The organism is Rhodococcus sp. NCIMB 12038, from assembly GCF_002165735.1.
Taxonomy (GTDB): domain Bacteria; phylum Actinomycetota; class Actinomycetes; order Mycobacteriales; family Mycobacteriaceae; genus Rhodococcus_F.
In genome coordinates this window covers 1-19,914 of sequence record NZ_NHML01000002.1, presented here as the reverse complement: position 1 = coordinate 19,914, position 19,914 = coordinate 1, and the positions used below count along the sequence as shown (strand labels likewise).

At 64.5% G+C, this 19,914-nt stretch carries 12 protein-coding genes; all 12 read right to left on the bottom strand.

Annotation, left to right across the window (positions count from 1 at the left end):
- Window positions 1-64: 64 nt before the first annotated feature.
- The 12 genes from mobL to CA951_RS02425 all read right to left on the bottom strand — a co-directional run bounded on the left by mobL (window position 65) and on the right by CA951_RS02425 (window position 19,779).
- Complete coding sequence (gene mobL / locus CA951_RS02480) at window positions 65-2,710, bottom strand: relaxase MobL (RefSeq protein WP_087555355.1); 2,646 nt, start codon at window positions 2,708-2,710, stop codon at window positions 65-67.
- 89 nt (window positions 2,711-2,799) lie between these two features.
- Window positions 2,800-4,104, bottom strand: a complete 1,305-nt coding sequence (locus CA951_RS02475; RefSeq protein WP_087555354.1) for a hypothetical protein — start codon at window positions 4,102-4,104, stop codon at window positions 2,800-2,802.
- Window positions 4,105-4,194: 90 nt separating this feature from the next.
- Entirely contained in the window at window positions 4,195-4,839 is a 645-nt protein-coding gene (locus CA951_RS02470) for a hypothetical protein (RefSeq protein ID WP_087555353.1), read from the bottom strand.
- A 189-nt stretch (window positions 4,840-5,028) separates the two neighbouring features.
- Window positions 5,029-5,751, bottom strand: a complete 723-nt coding sequence (locus CA951_RS02465) for a hypothetical protein (RefSeq protein ID WP_087555352.1) — start codon at window positions 5,749-5,751, stop codon at window positions 5,029-5,031.
- 2 nt (window positions 5,752-5,753) lie between these two features.
- Window positions 5,754-6,794: a hypothetical protein gene (locus CA951_RS02460; RefSeq protein ID WP_087555351.1), complete on the bottom strand. Its 1,041-nt coding sequence runs from the start codon at window positions 6,792-6,794 to the stop codon at window positions 5,754-5,756.
- 180 nt (window positions 6,795-6,974) lie between these two features.
- Entirely contained in the window at window positions 6,975-8,654 is a 1,680-nt protein-coding gene (locus CA951_RS02455; RefSeq protein WP_087555350.1) for a phage tail tip lysozyme, read from the bottom strand.
- 46 nt (window positions 8,655-8,700) lie between these two features.
- A complete protein-coding gene (locus tag CA951_RS02450) occupies window positions 8,701-10,143 on the bottom strand; it encodes a hypothetical protein (RefSeq protein ID WP_143542965.1) in 1,443 nt (480 codons plus the stop codon).
- 128 nt (window positions 10,144-10,271) lie between these two features.
- Complete coding sequence (locus CA951_RS02445) at window positions 10,272-10,718, bottom strand: hypothetical protein (protein WP_143542964.1); 447 nt, start codon at window positions 10,716-10,718, stop codon at window positions 10,272-10,274.
- Window positions 10,719-11,011: 293 nt separating this feature from the next.
- Window positions 11,012-14,683 carry a hypothetical protein gene (locus CA951_RS02440; protein ID WP_087555347.1) on the bottom strand — a complete coding sequence of 1,224 codons (3,672 nt, stop codon included), beginning with the start codon at window positions 14,681-14,683 and terminating at the stop codon, window positions 11,012-11,014.
- 122 nt (window positions 14,684-14,805) lie between these two features.
- Complete coding sequence (locus tag CA951_RS02435) at window positions 14,806-17,307, bottom strand: hypothetical protein (RefSeq protein ID WP_087555346.1); 2,502 nt, start codon at window positions 17,305-17,307, stop codon at window positions 14,806-14,808.
- Window positions 17,308-17,607: 300 nt separating this feature from the next.
- On the bottom strand, window positions 17,608-18,081 hold the full coding sequence (locus CA951_RS02430) for a hypothetical protein (protein ID WP_087555345.1): 474 nt from the start codon (window positions 18,079-18,081) through the stop codon (window positions 17,608-17,610).
- Window positions 18,082-19,179: 1,098 nt separating this feature from the next.
- A complete protein-coding gene (locus tag CA951_RS02425) occupies window positions 19,180-19,779 on the bottom strand; it encodes a hypothetical protein (RefSeq protein WP_143542963.1) in 600 nt (199 codons plus the stop codon).
- Window positions 19,780-19,914 lie beyond the last annotated feature (135 nt).

The window sequence follows — 19,914 nt, the reverse complement described above, 5'->3', positions numbered from 1 at the left end:
CGCTGCCATGCACCACAGCGACGACCGTCTGTCTCACTCGTGCCACTCGCATCCCCTCATCTCGTCACCCCCGGGGACTTGCCGGCCCCCGGCCTTCATCTCCGCGGTCGACCCGGTACTCCAGCACCGCGGCGTCCATCGACGCATTGATCGCGCCACCGAGACCTGTGTCGAGCCGTGTGGTCGCACCCTTGCGTTTGGGACTGCGTCCGCGTGCCTGCTCGGCAAGCTCTGCCTCGAGATCGCGGCGGACCTGTGCGTCCGCCAAGGTCTCCAGTTCGCTGTCGCGGGCTGCCGCACCCGCCTCCGCCTGCGTGATCGCTTCGAGCTCCGCCTTGATCCGCAACCGGATCTTGCGGGCTTTGTCGGCGGCCGCGGCCAACAACGACGGCAGCCGACCGGTTGAGTGCACCAGTCCGGCGCGCTCACGCATCGACGCGATATCCGACAGTGCCGCACCCAACTCGGATGCCACCTGGTTGCCCTGGTCGGTCGCGACCATCCACGCCTGCGCGGCATCGACTGCGTCGCTACGTGACCGGGCCACCTCGGCGAACCTGGTCGCCGTACGCGGCCCGACCTTCTGGTCCTTGTCCCAGTCCAGCCCGAGTTCGTGCATGTCCACGCCCTTGACGAGCTTGAACGGATACTCCGGCAGCGCGGACACCACCACGTGCGCTCCCGGTTCGTGGATGTCGAGGGCGGGTCCGGCGCTGCGGCCACCGGGCAACAGCAGCTGGCCGGGTACGGTCTCGGTTCCAGGTTCGACCGTCGTGACGCGTACTGCCGCACCGCTCTTGCGCCACGACTCCACGAGGTCGTCCACCATCGTCGAATAGCGCCGCGCCATCATCTCCAGTCGGCCGTCGATCACTGCGCGGCCTGCCCGGCCTTCCGCCCCTGTCTGGGCCAGCCGTCCGCCGCCCCCCTGGCCGTACAACTCCAAGCCCACCCGCTCGGCCGCGTTCACGTCCTTCATCTTTGGGATCGACTTGTCGGCGCGCAGTGCCCGCAGTCCCGTGAGCTTGCGTCCGTACTCCTCGACCGCCTGCCACTGCCCTGACCATTCGGAGAACCGAGCGCCGCCCATGTCCAGGTAGTGCTGGTATTTGCTCACGCACCGTCCGTGGTAGTCGGCCTCGGTGAGATAGAACCGGTGCATCACCTCCGACCCCGGTGCCGTGCGGCCGATCGCCGCGGCGTCCTCCCACGACCGTGCCTTGAGCAGCATCTGCTCGCGTAGGGTCCGGTGCCGGTCCAACCTCTCGGTGTAGGCGCGCAGGCGCAACGCGAAATGCCCCGCGCTCATCTCGCCCTTCCGGCCGGCGGCCGTGGCGCCGAGCTCCTCGGCGGAGACATGCTCGATCAGCTGGCCCAGGTCCTCGCTCATCGACGACATCATCGGTGTCTGCACACTGAGCTCGTCGTCGGCAACAGCCGAGAGCACCGAGTACACGCCGTTCATCGCCTGCAGGACGATGCGCTCGCGACCTTCGGCCACCAGCCGGTCCTGCTGAGCCTTGCTCAGGCCCTCTTTTGCGGTCCGCGCGGTCGCATACTCGTGGACCTGCGCCACGGCGTCCTGCATGGGCGACTCCGGTTGCCCGAGGCGCTCTTCGACCAGTTCGCGCACCAGCCGGTTCGCCTTGGCCATCGCCTTGGTGTTACTCGACGCACGCCAGAGACCTCGGTCCTCCGGCAAGCAGGCGAGAATGAACTGAGCACGCGCGCTCACACTCAGCGCCTCGTACGCCCAGCGGCGCATGAACGCGCTGACGCTGCGCCGCTGGTAGCCCACCGCGCTCGAAAGATGTTCGACCTTGCGATGGCGGTCGAGGGAGGAATCGAGTCCGCTGCGCAGCAGGCCCATTTCCCGCGCGGTGAGCTTGCCCTTCTGGGTGCCGTCTTTCGCGCGCCGGCCGCGGCCCGCATCGACCATCGCGAGGTGGACGTGCACGTGCGAGGTGTCCACCTGGATCACCCCGACGTACTTCAGGTCGTCGAAGTCCCCGACCCGGCACATCCTGGTCAGGCCGTCCATTACCGCCAACCGGAGCTTGAGCTGATCGAGTTGGCCGCGATACGCGCCTCGCCGCGGCGCCCCGGTCTCCGGGTCGAGCTCCATATCGCTCGGGATCAGACCCATCGACAGCAGGTAGTCGTGGTCGAAGCTGAGCACGGTCTTCATCACCGTGTGCCCGCGGTCGAAGAGGTCCTGGATCTGCTTGGCGTCGTTGTGCAGGCTCTCGTGACTGAGTGAGACCCCACTATGGCCGCACGCCACACCCCCGTCGCCCTGCGCCGCGGCGAACTCCGATTTCAGTTCGGCCGGACCGACTTGGGCCCGATCAGACACAGACACGGCGCTTCGCACCTTCTCCAGCGCCCGCCTGGCGCTGCGTTGGATGCGCCTGCCGGCCAGGGTCGGTGCGTCGTACCCGGACGTACGCCTGACCCCCGCGATATCCGCAGTACCGGCGCGGTGGTCGGCGAGCATGGATTCGACCGCGTCGGCCCTGGCCATGTACTTGGTCACGAAAGTGTCCAAGTCCCGACGTTGTACCGGTGCGATCGGCTCGGTCGCCAGCTCCCTCGCCATGTACCGAGTGACGTAGGCCCCGGGGCTGCCGCCGCGTGAACCGCCGGTCTTTCCGGTGTCGGTTTTGATCGTGTATTCGTTGACCACGATGATCGACTGCTTGAGGGTCACCACCAGTTTCCTTCGCTACTAGAGCGAGACCCGCTGCCAGAACGGCGGATTCTCCGATCTCGTTTCGGCCGCGGGTCTCGTTCCGGTCTTCAGCCTCCCAGCTGGGGACCTTCGTGATCTGTCGTCGGAGCGGTGTTGCCCTCCGGCAGTCCATGGCGTTCGGTACCGAGCTGCTGTCTCTGACGTGCCCGTCGTGCGGACGCTTCGCGGGCCTGTCGAGCCCTGCGCGACCTGACGACCTGGTCGTCCTCTTCGGAGTCACCGAAGCTGAAACCCTCGTTCTCGCTCTCAGCGATCACGGACGCCACGATCGGGTCCTCTGTGGGCGGGGACAGCGTCAACGTCGGCAACGACTCTTCTTCGTTGTCGTCGATCACCGCAGGTTCGATCGCACCCGGAGCACTCTCGTCCTCACCGAAGCTGAAGCCGCTCAGGTCGAGGTCCCCGAAGTCCATGTCGTCGACGTCGATGTTGTCGAGTTGCTCTGCGATCTTGCTCAGCTCGTCATCGTCCTGCGGCGGCGTGGCGGGTGCCGGGTTCGCGACGCTCTCTCCGTAGAGGTCCGACAGACCCGGTGACACCAGGTTCGCTCGTGCCCGTTCGGCGCGGATCTGGTCTCCGCGCAGGTCTTCGCGCAATCCGCGCAATGCTGTGGGTGCGGCCAGCTCCACGTCCATCAGGGTCGACAGCCGCTTGATCAGATCCTTGTTGCCGGGTCCGGTGACCGACACCTGATCGAGCTTGTCGCGGACGGGACCACCGAATGCGAAGTCCGACAGGTCGGCCTGCCCTTGCGCGAGTCCCTGATCGACACCCAGGGCTTCGTTGCCGGTGATCTTGCCGGCCTCGATCAACGATCGCCGGTAGTCCGGGAAGTGTTCGGCCAGGTCGTATCGGGAGGTTTCCAGCCGCATGTCGAAGAAGCGCATCGGTGACAGGTCGGCGATGGCCAGCGGAGGGGTGTCATCCTGGTTCGGCGGCAGAATGCGCAGGTCTATGCGGGTGTCCACCTCGAACGGCAGGCCCACCCAGTCCGAGGATGGGCTGAATCCTTCGAGGTACAGGCCCTTGTGGACCAGCACGCCGAGTTGCTCGGTGGTGAATGGGTAGTCTCCGACGACGCGGATCGACTCTTCCTCGCTGAGTCCGATCTCGCCGATGAGATAGGGCATGGTCTGCGGGTTCTCGGGAATCAGTCTGTCCAGCCGACCTTGGAGCCGCAGGTGCGGCACTTGCCGGGAGCCGACGAAGTCGAACGTGGTCGACTCGAGGGTGAACACTGCGAGCATGGGCACTTGCTCCATGCTGATCATGCCGACGGGGTTCGAGGCGATCAGTTGCCTCGCCAGTGGTGTCGCCGCTGAGAATCCTGCGAGTTTGATGGGCTTGTCCATGCTGCGTACTCCCTTGTGGCCGCTCTGCACTCACGGCTCTCGGATGGCCTCGGTCTCGGTGCGTTCCCTCGCGCGCACCGGGCACAGTCGTCAGACGACCTCGCGCTCGGCCTTCTCTCGCGCCCACTGTGCGCTGCGCACGCTGTCGTTGCTGATCCGCTGCGCCTGACGTTCGCGCCGATCGGCCAGTACGCCGGTGCCGTATCCGGCGAAGAGACCCAGGGCCAGTCGATTCGTCCACACCCACGCCCAGATCGCCAGCCGGCGCAGCGCTAGGCAGGTCAGTCCGGCGAGCACCAGCACGAAGAACAGCACCGGGATGACCCAGGTGAACAGGAATCGGTCCGTGGTACTGACGGCCAGTTCCACCGGCACCCCCACCTCGCCGAGCACCGCCGAAGGGATCCGGGTGACGACGTTGACACCGAGAACACGCACCAACGTGGTCACGAGCGTGATCAGGACCGGCCAGCCGACCAGCATCAGACACACGAACACGATGAATCCGCCGATGTGCCCCAGGCGGGCGTGCGCCCGCACGGTCCAGGCGGGAACTCCTGCGTCAACGAGCTCACGCCCGACCGGACCCAGCTCTTCGTCACGCGCGGCCGCAGTGCTGGCCACACTGTCCTTGATGTCCCTCATCGCCAGACTCACATCGGCGCGGGCGGTACGGGCCCTGCTCGAATTCTTCTCCAGCGCGCTGGTATTCCGGCGCCCGTTCTTGGCAGCCATCTCTCCACCTGTCTTCCCCCGTGCGCGGGGCGATTGCCGTTCCTCGTCGACCGACTGCGTCCGCTTCACAAACAACTCAGAATAGTTTTCTGAATAAATCTTACCATCACGAAAGCCGCAGGAGAATCTGATTCTACCTGCGGCGTTTCGCTCAATTCTCTGCTTGAGACTTTTTCATCAAACTATCTGTTATCCCGAGCGCTCGACCCCTCCGGGGATGGTGTAGGCGTCCAGATTGGTCGGTTTGCCGTCGATCATGTCGTAGCGCAGTGACACGTACGCCGTGGAGCTGGTCGCACCCGATCCTGAGGCCACCCGCATCTCGACGATCGAGAAGTAGCTGTACACGTCGCCGGCCGTGTCGGTCACCGAGCTGTTGAGCGAGACGAACTCGCTCCTCATGTCCTTGTCGAACGCCTCGTAGGTCTTTCCCGACGGTGCTGTGCGGCGGACGCCCGCCTGTTCGCCGGGCATGAACACCTGCATGAACTGGCTGTCCTCGGCGAAACCGTATGTCTTCATCACCTCTTCGCGCCGGTCGAGGTAGTCACTGAGACCGTTCCAGGTCAGGGCGGTCTTCATCAGCGCCGTGATCGTCTGGTCGTCGTCATCCTTGTGATCGATCTCCATTCCGCCGGTGGCTTCTTCGACCGCGGCCCCCTGCTCGGTTCGCAGCTGGTCCTGGTTCATCGAGAGCTGACCCTTGAGGCTCAGGATCTCCGATCTTTGACTCGACAGGTCGGCCTCGCGGTCCGAGGAAATCCCACCGAGCACCAGATACGTTGTCGCGAACACGATTGCGGCCACGATCACCAGCACGTTCCGCTTGAGGAACTTGCGGGCCTGTTCCTTCTTCGTGTCCGTGACGTCGGCGTGGAAACTTCCGGCCGTCTTGCTCTTCTGCGTACTCATGCTCAGTTCGCTCCGTCCAGGCCCGGATCGGCCATCTCGGGGTCCTGTGTGTCGGCACTCGGCGGTTCAGCTGTCGCACTTGTAGAGGGTGCGGTGGACCTCACGCTCGGTGTGGCGCTCGGTGTGGCACTCGTGCTGCCGGTCCCTGTTCGGCGCAGCGCGTCGTCGATCAGTTCCTTCTCGTTCGGTGCGGGCACCAGCGTCTTCTCCGAGCTGCCCTCGGGCGGACTGGTCGTGGCACCGAGACGATCGTTTCCTTCGACGGTCAGGCCCCGCTTCATATCGAAGAACTCACCGCGCTGAGGGTCGTATTTGCCGGAGACCCACGCCAGCAGCATTCCGTCGTTCTCCCCGCCGATGAACCGGGCCTCCCAGAGGGTGGTGATGTTGCCCGAGCTGTCCACCGACTTGGTCGGGATCGCCTGCCACCCCCAGCTCGACCCCGGCACCCGGATCCACGCGGCCTGCCCCTTCTCGTTCTTCCCCGGCTCGTGCGGCTGGTACCACTGCCCATGCGGCAGGAAGGCGCCACCGCTCAGCGAGCCAGTCGTGAAGAACTTCTTGGCCTCGTCGACCATGCCGCCGTACTCCGCGAGCACTCCGCTGCGGTCCCGCACCTCGTAGTTCAGGCCGGCCATCCCGTTCTGCAATGCCGCCAGATCTTCTGCCTTGGCTGTCGCAGAGCTGAACGCCGGACGCAACTGCTCGACCTCGGGCACATTCTTGGCTCCGGCCTCCGAATCGGCCAGCGCCTTCTCGAGCTCCCTGATCTCCGACAGGTTTGCGCGCATCGCGTTCTCGTGGGCCGAGCTGGTGCCCGTGAAGTACACGATCATGCCCAGGCTGGCGACCGCGGAAATGATCACGGCGGAATAGCGCACTACCGACGCCTTCGGCGCCCGGCGCCGGGCGTTGTCGACCCGGCTACGCTGCGACGCCTCCTTGGCCTTGCGCATGCGGTCAGCCATCCCCGCCTCGTGACGCTGCGCCCCGGTCGAGTTCGGCTCGGTTCCCGGCGCCCCACTCGACGTGTCCTCGTCCATCAGGGAACCTCCTCCCATCGAATATGTGCCAGAATTATTCGGAGTTATTCTACTGATCGATATTACTGCAGGTCATGCTGCATATTACTTATGCAGACGGATAGTAACATGACAAACTATTCGGCAGAGTCGGACGGAATGTCTCACGCCTGCCGCCTGTGCCGGTTCACTCACTTCCGATCAGGGCCCCGGTGTGGTGGTGGCCGCATTCCTGTCGCCCTTGCCCGGCTTCAGCGCTGCTGGAGCCTTCACCTCGGCGAACACGGAGTTCTTCTCCTTGCTGATCGGCCGATAGGCCACGAAGGTGCGGCCGTCGTCGCTGATCGCACCGAAACTGTCCAGCGCCGGGGACCGGTCGTTGAGTGAGGCGTGTGCGATCACAGCATTCGGTTCATGGTCGGACTCGTCCGGCCACACCTTCTTCACCGCTTCCTCGCCGACGTACATCTCGACGTGGTTCGGCGCGATCAGGACGTCACCGGGTTTGAGGTTGGCCTCGTTCATGGCGGACCCGACCTTCTCCCACTTGTCACGACCCTCGCCGTTCACGTACTGCTCCTGCGCACTGACCGGGCCGGCGGGGAACGAGTCATCGGTTCCACTCCACCGCACAGCGCTGCCGACACCGCGGTCGCAGCTGGCGTAGTACGCGTCGCCGGTGTACACCTGGTCGTGCACGTACTGGTACAGGTCAGTGCCGTCATTGCCGCGACTGTCGTCGAGGAACGGCCATGCGAACGAGACCATCGCCTCGGCGGCGGAACTGTTTCCTCCGCCGACGCCGCGGACACTGAGCCCCGGGCAGTCCAGCAGCTCCGCCACCAAAGCCTTGTTGTCCGCGCTGCGTCGAACCTCTCCCGCGAGGGCGAGCACAGAGGAACCGAGCTTGCTCTCGACCGTCCAGCTCGTCATCTTGACGTACCAGAGCTCGGCCTGCTTGCGCCGTGTGACATCGTTCGGTCCCCCTGGCGCCATCTCGGCGGGTTTCTCCCAGGTGCTGAGGTAATGGAACGCCGCGTCTCCGGGATCGTCTGCTCCCGGATTCGTGCCGGAGATCATGTCTTTGAAGATCGAAGCGCCCGAATCCTCGCTCATCGCGAAGGCCAACTGGATCTCGATGTCGTACCACTCCCCACCCTTGGCCTCGGCGTAGTCCAGCAAGTGCTGTGCCCGCGCGCCTGTCCACTGCCCCAACCCCAGGCCTGTCGAATCGCTGCCGAAGCCGCCGGCGGCGATCTTCGCCTCCTTCTTCGGCCCGACCTTGTACGGCTCGTCGAAGATGTTCTGAATCGAGGTCGGGTCGATCCCGGACTCGGTTTCGAAGTTGCCCAGCACTCCAGCGATGTTCTGATCGTTCATCCCGGCGTAGCTCAGCACCGAGTACACCTTCCTGGCCTGCTCCTCCATGCTGGCGTCGGTGGTGCTCGCATCGCCGTTGCTCGCCCGTGTACTCGGTGATTCGGTCAGATCCTGACAGAGCTCGATCAGCGCCTCCCTCCGCTGGGTCTTCTGCTCTATCGCCTGCCCGCCGAGGGAGAGCACCAGGGCCAGGATCAGCCCGCTACCCCCCACGGCGACACCGGTACCCGCACCTACCGAGAGCGCGCCACCGGTCAGGCCGGACACCTTCGCCCCCGCCTGGACGCCGGCCATCGCGAGCTTGCGGAAACCCGCTCCCACCCAACGAGAGCCGCCGCGGGCGGCGTTCATCGCCAACCCGGCGCCGGTGAAAGCGGTGTTGCCGGTTGCCGCGCCGACTTTGCTCAGCGTGCTCTCGCCGAGCTTCGCTGCCGGGTCCTGTTCCTCGGAGCCCTGTTCACTTCGGCGGGGCTGCGTCGGTCCCATCGCGTTCTTGCTCATCGGTGGATCCGATTCCTGCTCGCACCGTCTCCTCTGCTCTGCGCGGTCACGCCCGGAAACTCACTGCATCCGGGCCGGACGCCTTCGTCGAGTTGGATGCCACCAGGTCCAATGTCTGCTCCATCACCAGCAACTCGAGCAGATCCACCGTCTGGTACGACCGCTTGAGCCCGAAGTAGGCGTCGTAGGCGGCCATCATGTTGTTGCGTAACTCAATCAGCGGTTTGGCCGCGGTGTCACCCGGGCGCAGGTCGTTGATCGACTGCCCGTTGCTCAGCGGCCAGAACAGATCCCGCGCGCTAACCGACGGAATGGGTTGGCTGGACAGCTTCGCCAGGTACTCCCCGATCGACGATTCTCCGGTGCCGAGGGTCTTGAAGTAGCCATCCGCGACCGAACGCTGGCGCCAGTCGAAGTCAGTGCCGCCCGACATCGAGTGCGCCGAGTTCAGCACGAACGTGTTGACCATGTACCCGTCGGAGAATGTGTCGAGCCCCCGGGCCCGCGGAGTCTTGTCCTTGATCCCTTCGATCCGGTCGGCAGGTCCTTCCAGGAGCATGGTGCGCACCGTGGCGGAATCTATGCCCGTGATCGCGTCGCCCTCGATCTCGGGAGGCAGTGCCGGCGGCAGCAGTCGCACGCTGGGATCCGGGCCGACCCGCACACTGGTCTGCGCCATCATCGACGTGAAGTTGGAGATGCGCGTGAGCTGCGTCTTCATGTCGGCCAGCTTGCGGTCGAGGGCCTGACGCTTGGCCTGCTCCTGCCGCCAGGTCACCGCGTACGCGAAGATCTCCTCGGGCGCGGGTAGGTGTTCGGAGTCCAGTGCCGCCAGGTGCACCGCTCCGCTGGCGGCGGGGTTGATCACGATCCGCCACTGGTCGTGCTCGATGAAGCTCTTGTCCATTCCCGCCGCGTTCGGCTGGTTCTTCGGTGTCATCAGCTCCTTGCGAGCACGCACCGTCAGATTGATCAGCTGCGGGGCGAAACCGTCAGGTGCTTCGAGGACGATGCCCAGGTAGCCGGTGTTCCCGAACGAGTAGATCGCCCCCGCAAGGGGCTTCTGGAGTTTCGCGGGCCCACCGCCGCTCCCGCCATCTATACCCGTGCCGTACACGTAGTAGTCTTCGGCGTTCGAGCTCATCTGCGAGGGGGTCTCGAACTTCATCAGCACCAGGGCGCGGTCACGGTCCATGTTGACGTAGACCGGCTCCACATTGCCCTTCACTTCCGTCCGTGAGGCGACGAAACTGCTGTTGTAGAGCGCAGTTTCACCGAGCACGGCATCGCCCGCGCGGATTGCGCCCCACACAGTCATACCCAGCACCAGCGCACCGGACAGCGACAGTGCCGCCACGATGACACCGAACCGCTCGATCGTGTAATGCGGACCCAGCTTGAATCTGCGAGAGAAGTCCTGCCGCGTTGCTCGGATCCGTTCGGGCCACGGCATATCGGCTCGAGAGGATCCCTCCACCTTGGTCGCCATCGCGTGTCCCCCTTCTCGGGCTGTGCCCGTCCCGTCTTCGGTCGCCTTCGTGGTGTCGCAACGAACAAACCCCCTGCTCTTGAACCCGATACGGGCAAGTGCAGGGGGTTTGCCGCTCGTCGAAAGATCTACAGCCGCACCAGGACCCCATTGCCGACGTCGATCACCTCCGGGTCACCGACGCTCTGGCCGAGAACGATGGCGCCGCCGCCGTTGTCGCCGAAGTTGTCGACAGTGTCCTTACCGCCCTCGGCGAGGTCGCTGAGCATCTGGTACCCACCGAACAGCAGCACGCCGCCGAGCCCGACAAGGCCGACGACCTTGCCCCAGCTCTCTCGGCTCTGCTCGTTGGTGAGCTTCTGGAAGACCTTCCATGCCGCGAACAGCAGACAGAACACCCCGACCACACCGAGGAACCCCCCGCCGGCCTTCTCCGCGTAGCTCTGCCCGTTGGCGAAGAACTCGACGAGGTCCCAGCCCCCGTCGCTGTCCGTGCCGCCGACGTTTCCGCTGGGTTGGGCCAAGGACGTCGACCCTGCGCTCCCAGCCGAGGCCGCAATCTGAATCCAGCTCATCAGCCGTCTCTCCCTGATTCATCGGCCACACCGATGATCTTCATGTGTATGTGGTCTACCTGACGTCCCCCGACAGGCTCGTCTCAGAAACTCGAACCCTGCCTGTATAAAGCTATTTCAGAGAATACATTACCCTCCTTTCCGAGGTGAGAGCGACATGGTCGGCGTTCTGAATAACTCCATTCAACTATCTTTCTCACTTCCGAGTTACTCCGCCGACCCGGTCAGCATGATGGCGACGGCCCCCTGGAGAGACCGTCGCCATCACTGGCTCGCTCGATGCCGACCCCGGGTCAGTTCCCTCGCGGGGGCTGCGCCGGCGGGTCGGTGTCACGGTCGTTCTGGCGATTGCGCACCGCCGCAGTCATCGCCGCGGACTGCATCGCCGTCCCTGCACTGGAACTGCGTCGCTGGGGCACCGACCCACCCGTCGGGCCACTGCCCCCACCGGACCCGTTTCCGCTGGACCCGGGGTTCTTGCCCGAGGCGCCCATCGCCTCGGGCGGCTTACGCCTCTGCGGACCCGCCATTCGCTGCGTGACCATCGACGACGCCGTGAGCGCCGCGGCATGACCGACGATCGAACTGTCCCCGCCGTTGGCGATGACGTCGGACCGCAACGGCCCTCCCACCTGCCGGGGACCCGACGACGGCTCGGCCACCGGCACGGTCGGCTGCGACACCGGGGATGTGGCCCCCGACATCGCGACGCCCGATGTGCCCGTGGGGAAGTCGCTCAAACCCCGTGAGAGCACGCCGGATGCGACAGCCCGATCCCCGGCCAGTCGCGAGGACGTCGCCGCGGCCGGCTGGCTGGTCAGTTCCTGACCAGCCGCGTCGGTGAGAACCTCGCCGTCCTTGTCGAGCATCCGACCCTGACCGTCGAACCCGGCCACGTCGTCGACATTGAGCGGTGAACCGTCCTCGCCCAGGATGGGAGCGCCCGTGCCGTCGTGGACATTGCCGGTGGCGGCATCGATGGGCATCATTTCCGCGGCCGTCAACGGCTGACCTGCGGCATCGGTGACCGGATTCCCGGCTTTGTCCCTGAGCTCACCATCCTTGCCCACGCTCATCGCACCGTCACCGGCCCCCGGAACGCCAGGGGTGCCTACTCCGCCGCCATCCGATCCCGTGCCGTCGGAGCCTCCTCCGAGATCTCCGCCGCCGTCGCCGATCCCGGCCGCACCGCCACCGATGAGCGTGGACGTGGCGGCCATGCCGGCGCCGCGAGCGACACCCTGACGCAACGCGCTGGGCTGTCCCGGTTCCATGCCTCCCGAGGCCTGGGTGTCCATGAACTTGTTGACCAGCCGGGTCACCGCTTGATCCAGACCGTCGAGCAACGACCTGCGGATCTTGAGCGCCATCATTGTGAACATGATCAGGCCGGCCGAGCTGACCGCGGTGATGATCAGCACCACGGTGTGAAGGTTGTTCTCGCCCGCCAGACTCACCACTCCGGCCGCGCCTGCGGCGGCTGCGACCGCGGTGCTTTCGGACACTCCGTCGCTCAATCGCTCGGCCAAGGGACGCTCCAGGATGGTCGGTACGACCACGATCAGCTCCTGGACCACCTTGTAGATGAAGATGGTGCCCAGGATTTCCAGGAACATGGCCGCCGTGTAGATCACGCACTTGGCGATGCCGGCGACGAAACCAAGTGTCGCGAACGGCACCGCGGCGATCAACTGGATCCCGCGCTTGATCGACGAGATCATCATCATCATCGCGTACGCCAGGCCGATGATCGTGAACGAGGCGAGCATCGTCATCGCCGAGAACCAGTACATGAACTGCGCCGGGCCGGTGCCGATCGCGGTGACGCTGGCGTGCGCCTCTCGGGCCCACGAGCTGGTGGTTTGGCCCGGGGTGTACACGTCCATGCTGGTCGGACCGAACGACGTGTTCAGGTAGTTGAACATCGCCAGCGGACTCATGTTGCACGCCGTCCGCGCCTCGCTGTCCGCCTTACCGTCCCAGCCCGCGGTGACCACGGTGGTGTTCAAGCAGGCACCGCTGCTTTCGCCCCTGCCGAACGTCATCACCGAGTACTCGTTGCTGGGATCGCGATTCGCCTGGAAGCTGGCGCCCGGTTTCACCTCGATCAACGGATTGTGCATCTTCTTGACGTCATTGGCGCTCATCGAGCTCAGGGCTTCCGGGGAAGACAGCCCTTGGAACCACGAGGCGATGATCTCCCGCGCCTCAGGTGTGTCCTTGTGCTTCTCCATCTCCTGGATCAGGCCGGCCTTGACGCTCGACTCGAACGCTCCCGCGCTCACGGTGTCTCCGCTGCGGAACTTGTTGAGCAGCTCCATCGTCGACGTGAAGACGTTCGCATCGTTGCCTTGTGAATCATCGACCCTCTTGCCGGCATCATCGCGCCCGCTGACGGACGACGCCCAGGTCGAGTCGGTGCCCCCTCCCGCCACGTCCTTGCTGACGTTGGCGTCGGTGAAAGTCGACCACACAGGACGGTTGTTGGCGTTGATGTTCAGTGCCAGTTTGCGAGCCACTGCTGCGGTAGCTCCGTTAGGTGCGTCATTGTCCTCGTTCCACCAAAACTCGCCCTTGCTCTGACCGGAAGTCGGCGGCTGTAGGCGCGGGCCGTTGACCCACGCTTCGAAGTCGACGTACGTGCTGAGCACGACCTTGGTTGCGTGCGCACTCGCTGCGTCGCCGGACGCGCCCTTCATTGCATCGAGCCCCGCGGTGTAGCTCGTCCCCAGCAGAGGCAGACCCACCACCAGAAACGCGATTCGGATTGCCAGGGCCTTCATCTTGCTGCTGGTGTCGAACTTGCGCATCAGCAGCATTCCGGCGACGGTCATCGCGATGAACATCGGGATGGTGACCATCCATCCGAGATCGACCATCGCGCCGTACACCGTGCCGAAGAACTCGCGTAGACCGTCGAAGGCGCCGGGGGGCTCCTGCGCACTCCCCTCCATCCCCGCAGTGAACGTGTCGTCGGTGTTGTCTGTGATCGCGTCGACCATGAACCGGAACGGGTTGGTCCACTGCAGCACCGAGACCACCGAATCGAAGGCGACATCGACGAACCCGGCGCCGGCGTATCCAGCCATCATCAGCAGGCCGGAGAGGCTGCGACCCGCCGCGGCCCCGCCGTCGGCCGCCATCACGGTGTCGAACCCCATACCCGAGAGCATCGCGCCGTAGAGCAGATACCCCTCCACTCCCGCATCGGGAGCCTGAGTGCTCTGTCCGCCGGCAGCCATGTCGCCCGCCTGGCCGCTATCTCGATTGAACGCCGAGTAGTTCACGCTCGAGACGTTCGCGGCATCCGCGGCGCTGAAGAGCCAGCCCGTACTCTCCTGCTTGGTGCGATCAGGGCTACCGACGAATGATCCGGCGTTGCCGGGTTCGGTCAGGATCGGCTTCCACGCATCCAAGACCGACGTCGTCTTCGTTATCTCCGCACCGTCCGATTCGGACGAGTCCGACGGCGTGCCCGTGTCCAGCGGGGACAGGGCGTTGACGTAGAAGCTGGTCAGCGACGAGCTGAGTCGAGCCAGTGACAGGTCGGCGACCGTCTGCTCGCTCTGGTCGGTCTTCTCGACCTTCTCCTCCTGCTCGCCGAATCCCTTGGTAGCCATGCACTCGAGGAAGTCGGCCTCGTCCAGCTTCGCCGGATCCGGTTCTGATTTCTTGTCGGTGTCGATGCAGACGTCGACCGCTTCCCACAACGCGGGGTCGGACAAGTCGCAATCCGCGCCGCCCACGATCGGGCCATCGAGTCCCGGATCCGCGGTACCCTCTGTCGCCCCCGAAACCCCGGTCGCTCCGCCCCCGGGGCACAGCTTGTCTATATTTTTCGTGGTCAGGTCGACGTATCCGCGGCCGTAGTTTGCGCTCGCATCCGGAGGCGCAGTCGGTTGCGCGGTGGCCGTACCCGCAGCAATCACACCGGCGACCACCATGATGCCGAGCAAGGCCACCACCAGAGCGCCTATAGCTCTGAGGCTGAACCTCCTTGCCGTCATCGTTCCCCCCATCGGATCACTCCGCCTCCCTCTCGCCGTCTCGGTGTTGTGTCATGTCATGTCTGCGCACATCGTCTCCGTCACCTTCTCGCAGGGCTGTCGTCCGCTACCGATCTGTCGGGCCGACCGTCGTCGCGATCGGGGTCTGTCAGCGCGTCACGCCGGATCTGCGCTCGTTCCTGCTCTGCCCGGTCCAGCGCTGCCACTTCACTGTTGTCAGCGATCCGGTTGGCGCGATCGGTCTCGCGTACGCGCGCGGCCACATCCTCCATCCCTTCCGATGCACCCACGCCACGCAAGGCCTTCAGTCCCAGGCTCAATTCGGTGCCGAACACCACGTTGACCGAGCCTCGTCGCAAGTAACTGATCGCCAGATCCGTTGCGGCCAGCAGCGTCTTGAGCTCGGTGGGGATCGCAGTGTGCAGCGCCTGCTCGTAGTTGCTGATCGTCTCCTTGGCCATCGGACCGAGGATTGTGTAGTCGGCTCGTTCGAAGCGGTTGAAGCGCTGGTTCTCCAGCATGGAATCCGGGTTTTCGTAGAGATATCCGACGCGGGCGCCTACCCGGAACAGTCGCTCGAACTGCGCACTCAGGTACTCCTGGACCTGAGTGTCGGTGATCTGGTCGGCGCCGTGAATGAGCAGCACATCGCCTTCACGCAGTGACGCCACCGCGAAACCCACGATGTTTACCAGCTGCGCCATGGCCAGACCCTTGCTCCGGTGGACCAGGCCTGAGAAGTCGTAGATCACTCGACGAGCGGAGTGCGCCGAGTCGATTTCGTACGACGTCGGCTGATTGAACAAGTCCGAGTTGGCCTGGAGCATGTCCTTGAACACGCCCTGCAGGGTCTTGATCGCCCGCTGCGCCTCGGTGTCCTGATTGCTCTGCTGGACCAGCTTCTTGTACATCGTGTCCAGATAGGGCACGAAGTGCTGCAGAAGGGGGACCTCGTTGTGGTCGAGTCCGACCAGACGCAGCTTTTCCTGGTTCTTCTCCGCCGACCGCGCCCACATCTTCTGGTCGACATAGAACTCGGTCAGACGATCCTTCAGCTCACTACGAATGATCGACACCGCCGCCGGATCGCCTGCACCCAAGGCCTGTTCAGCCATCAGGACCAACTTGGTCAGATGGATCCCGTACAGGCTCAACTGATCCTTACGCGAACCGAAGAGCTCGAACATGTTCACGTCACCGCGAGTCATGTCCAGGCGCGCGGTCAGTTTCTCGAGCGGCGGGCCCAGCGTGTTCAGGTCGGCGCCATTGAGCACCAGGTGCACGACCCGATGGTTGTTGAGCAGCGCCGCCTGGCTGATCTTGCTCCCCCACATGTCGACGACGCGCGCCCGGTCGAGCGCGTGGTTGAGCGCCTGGTCGGCAAGCACGACGTGATGTCGCCAGCGGTCGACCTCGAACAGGATCGCCGAGTTGTTGTAGTCACCGCCCATTTTCCCGACGAACTCTCCGGCCGGGTCGCTGAGGCCATTGGTCACCAACGAGTACGACCCCGCGAACTCCGTCGAAGTCATGTGGAAGCCGTTACCACGCTTGTCGTCATTCTTGACGAACAGCGAGGACAGCTCTTGCCGCTGTTCGCCGTGATACGGGGCAGCGTGCAGCGAGGAGAAGGCGTCGATGTACTGCCGTGCGAGCTTGTCGACGGCCGAATCCAGCGCCGCCAGGCTCGGTGCGTGGAGCAGGATCCGGTTGTGCACGGACAGATACGCCGCCCCGTCCCCCAGTTCGGCCACCGTGCTGTACAGGTCGTCGGCGGCCTTGGCCGCGGTGCGCTTGGTACTCATCGTGCCGCCGTCGGCTTGCTCGCGCTCCTCGAGCCGGTCGAGCTTGTCCGCCCGAGCCAGGGCAGCATCGACCCACTTCTCGTCCTTGCGCTCGACCTGTTCGAAGACGATCGCCGACACACCCTCGGGTAAGTCGGCCGGGATCCGGCTCACACCCCAGAAGGCCGGGAATTCGTCGCGAGCCTCGTTTCGGTGGAACAACGCCAGAATGCAGGCCACCGCGCCGGCGCCGTCGATCTTGTAGTAGTCCGACCGGAAGACGTATTTCTCGCGCGGCTTGATCGCCACCAGGTGTCCGTAGAGCTCGAGCGACTCACCGAGTGCTTCGATGTAGAGCTTGCGCTGTTCCTTCGACATCTTCTCCAGATCGAAGGACGTCTCTTCGGCCTTGGCCGCTTGCTCGGCAGCGATCCGCGCAGTGACTTCGTCGAGGCGGCCGGTACTGAACCGGCCCGAGCGCCTGCTCGGCGGCTCGGCCACAGCAGGCCCGCCGCGGCGCAGACTCTCCACCCGAGAGACCACATCCTCGGTGGTGACGTTGAAGATCTCGCCGCCCAGTTCTTCTTCGAAGTCGACACCTGTGCGATCTCCAGAATGGATGTCCTGGTCCGATGCGGAATCGATCTGCGCAAGGGGGCTTTCCTCGGCCAGCTGCCGAAAGTTCGACACCTCGTCCCACAGGTCGTCGACACCGCCATCGTCGTCGGCGTCGTCCGGCTCGATACCGAAGATGGCGTAGTCGATTTCGGCGTCATTTCTTCGGTTGAACAACCCCATTGTGGCAATCCCGCCCTAGTCTTCATTAGTTCGGCCAAGTCTAACATGTCAAGTTATTATGAGCGGACTTCAAAAGTAGCAAATGAGCAGTTCAAACGGTAAATACCCAAGGCGCGGACTTTTCAAAGAAAGTTTTCTCGACTTAATCAACGACCACTCATGCTCGTAGCCCACACGCCGGTGACCCGGCCAATGAGAAAACCTCGATGCGAGGGTTTCCGCATCGAGGTTTTGTCATCCATCGCGAGCCTCACAACACCCACAGAACTCGCGCCGGCGCAGACATGATGTCGCGGGGGGCTACTCGTCCCAATCGCAGTAGCCGACGATCTGGGAAGGCACCCCGTTGCTCGCCAGCAGCCCCTGCACCTTCTCCAATTCCTCCGGCCCGTCGGCGTAGACCATCCAGCTCTTGTTGGTCAGCACCTTGGTCGCTCGTGAGGCCTGCCCCAGGTTGCACTCGCGCTCACGCTCGCCGGCCTGACGCGTCCACATCCCCTCGGCCAGCTGGAACCGCACGTCCGCGAGCGTGCAGTTGCGCCGGTCGATCGCGCCAGATGCCTCACAACTGCCCCCGGCCGCAGCTATACCCTCGCTCACCGGTCGACCTTCGAGCATCGACTGTGCGTCGACGTCCGCGTTCTTCGCATCGGCCCCTCGTCCGAGAAGCCAGAGCAGCGCGACAATTCCGAGCACGGCGACCAGGACAGCGGTCGCCAAGACCAGCACCGAGGTTCGGCGGCCGGCCAGCAACTCACGCACCCCCGAGGTCATCGCAGAACCAGCTCCCCGTTCGGCCTCGCAGCATCCGAATTCCCCGAGTCGAACCGTGTCGATCCACCCATGTCGTCGTCCCATCCCCTCGCTGTCACAATGCCGTATCTTACGTCATCCTGAGTGGCGCAATGGTTTTCCCGTCGTCGTTCCGATGTTCCTCGGCTCGGCGCTCCCGGGACCGCATATCCTGACCCGGGCATGGCAAGCGGAAGATGACCGCCAATCTCGACCCGTATCGCCTGGTCGGAGACAACCTGTTCGCAAGTCGATGCGGCTGCTCATCGACGACAGGCGGTGTTTCATTCGGCTCTCCGGCAAGAGGCACCCCTCCGCTCGCCCGAGTGCCGCGTCCAGATCACCTGCCCCTGACCCCGGGCGATCCGGCGGTCGTGAATGGCATCGGCGATACCTGAGAAGGTGATCGGAGTGCGGTCCGCTCGGCCGGCGAACGCTGTACCCGACAGGGGCCAGCCCCACCTGGGCCTGGCAATCGCACGGCAACAGCATCCCCACTCGCTGTTCGAGGGCGGCGGCCACGTCCGTGGAGACCCTCGCGCTCGCCAGGTTGTGGTACCGGAGTTGCTGCGTCTCGATGGCCGCGAGCACCAGCGAATCGTTCCAGGGCACACCGGTGATCTTCGGCAGCATTGTTTTAGCCACGCTCAAGGTCTGCAGCATCTGCACGGCCTCTCGACCCCCTCACCAGCGAAACCGGCCCCTTCCACGCCTGCAGCCCAACCTAACGCCGGGAACCGACTTCGTTCCGATCGGGCCCCCGCCGTGGGTGGAGGTCGGTACGGCCAAGCCTGACGAACCTCGAATAGCCCGTTAGGGTCCTGGATCTCTTGGCGGACACTCACGGCGGGTAGCGAGCCGGAGACGGCCGGTCAACCTGGACTCTGCTTCGTGTCGGAAAGCTCAGAAACCCGACCCAGCGGGGTATGTGGCCGACAGCGGCGCTGCCGGGCCGAATCCAGATGGAATCGGCCCGGCACACTACATCGTGGCGGGCATCTGGCTGTGCACCCGAATCCGCACCGATGACCATGCCAGTTCGAGCCCGCCGGGCGGAAGACAGGTGCGAGTGTTATCGACTTACGCAGTGGGAGTGGGTGACAACTGTTCCATCCCCTGGAGGGTGATGTCGTCGACGTCCTGCGACCCGTGATCGGCCACGTAGTGGTAGGTGAGCTCGGCGCGGAGCCTACCGCTCACCCGGACATAATGCTCGTTCCAATCGTGGTCGATCACGTGCCAGGGCACATCGCTGGAAGCGCCGAAGTAGTCCGCCCTGAAGACACACGCCTCCCAGTCGACATCTACTTCGACCCGCACCTCGCCGATGGTGGTGCCGCCGTCGAACTCTTCGTGCTCATCGACGGTAAGGGTCGCCAAGTCGTGGGTGACGTCCACGACGTCGATCGGCGCCTCGGTGATCTCGGGGATGCTCACCTCGAATGCGAGTCCGTTCCCCTCAGCGACGGCGAGTTCGTGTTCCATCAACTGCATGTCGCCATTGACCGCGTCACCGAGCAGCTCTGCCACACTCCGGAACTCCGCAGCGAGATCGGCATATGGGGTCTTTGCGGCGGCGTGCTCAGCAGTGACAATCGCCAAGGCATCGCGGTAGGCGACACCGGGGTGCTCGCGCATGTACTCGCGGGCAGCACGCTTAGGCGCAGAATTCTTCGTCATCGTAGGTTCTCCAACCACTAGTCAGCGCGTACAGCAGCCCGCATCCACTACACGCGCGATAAGTGCGTTGGATGAATGTCGCAGATCCTGTGGACCTTGCCCTCAGACGTCGTGTGCGATGCGGGCGCTGTACGC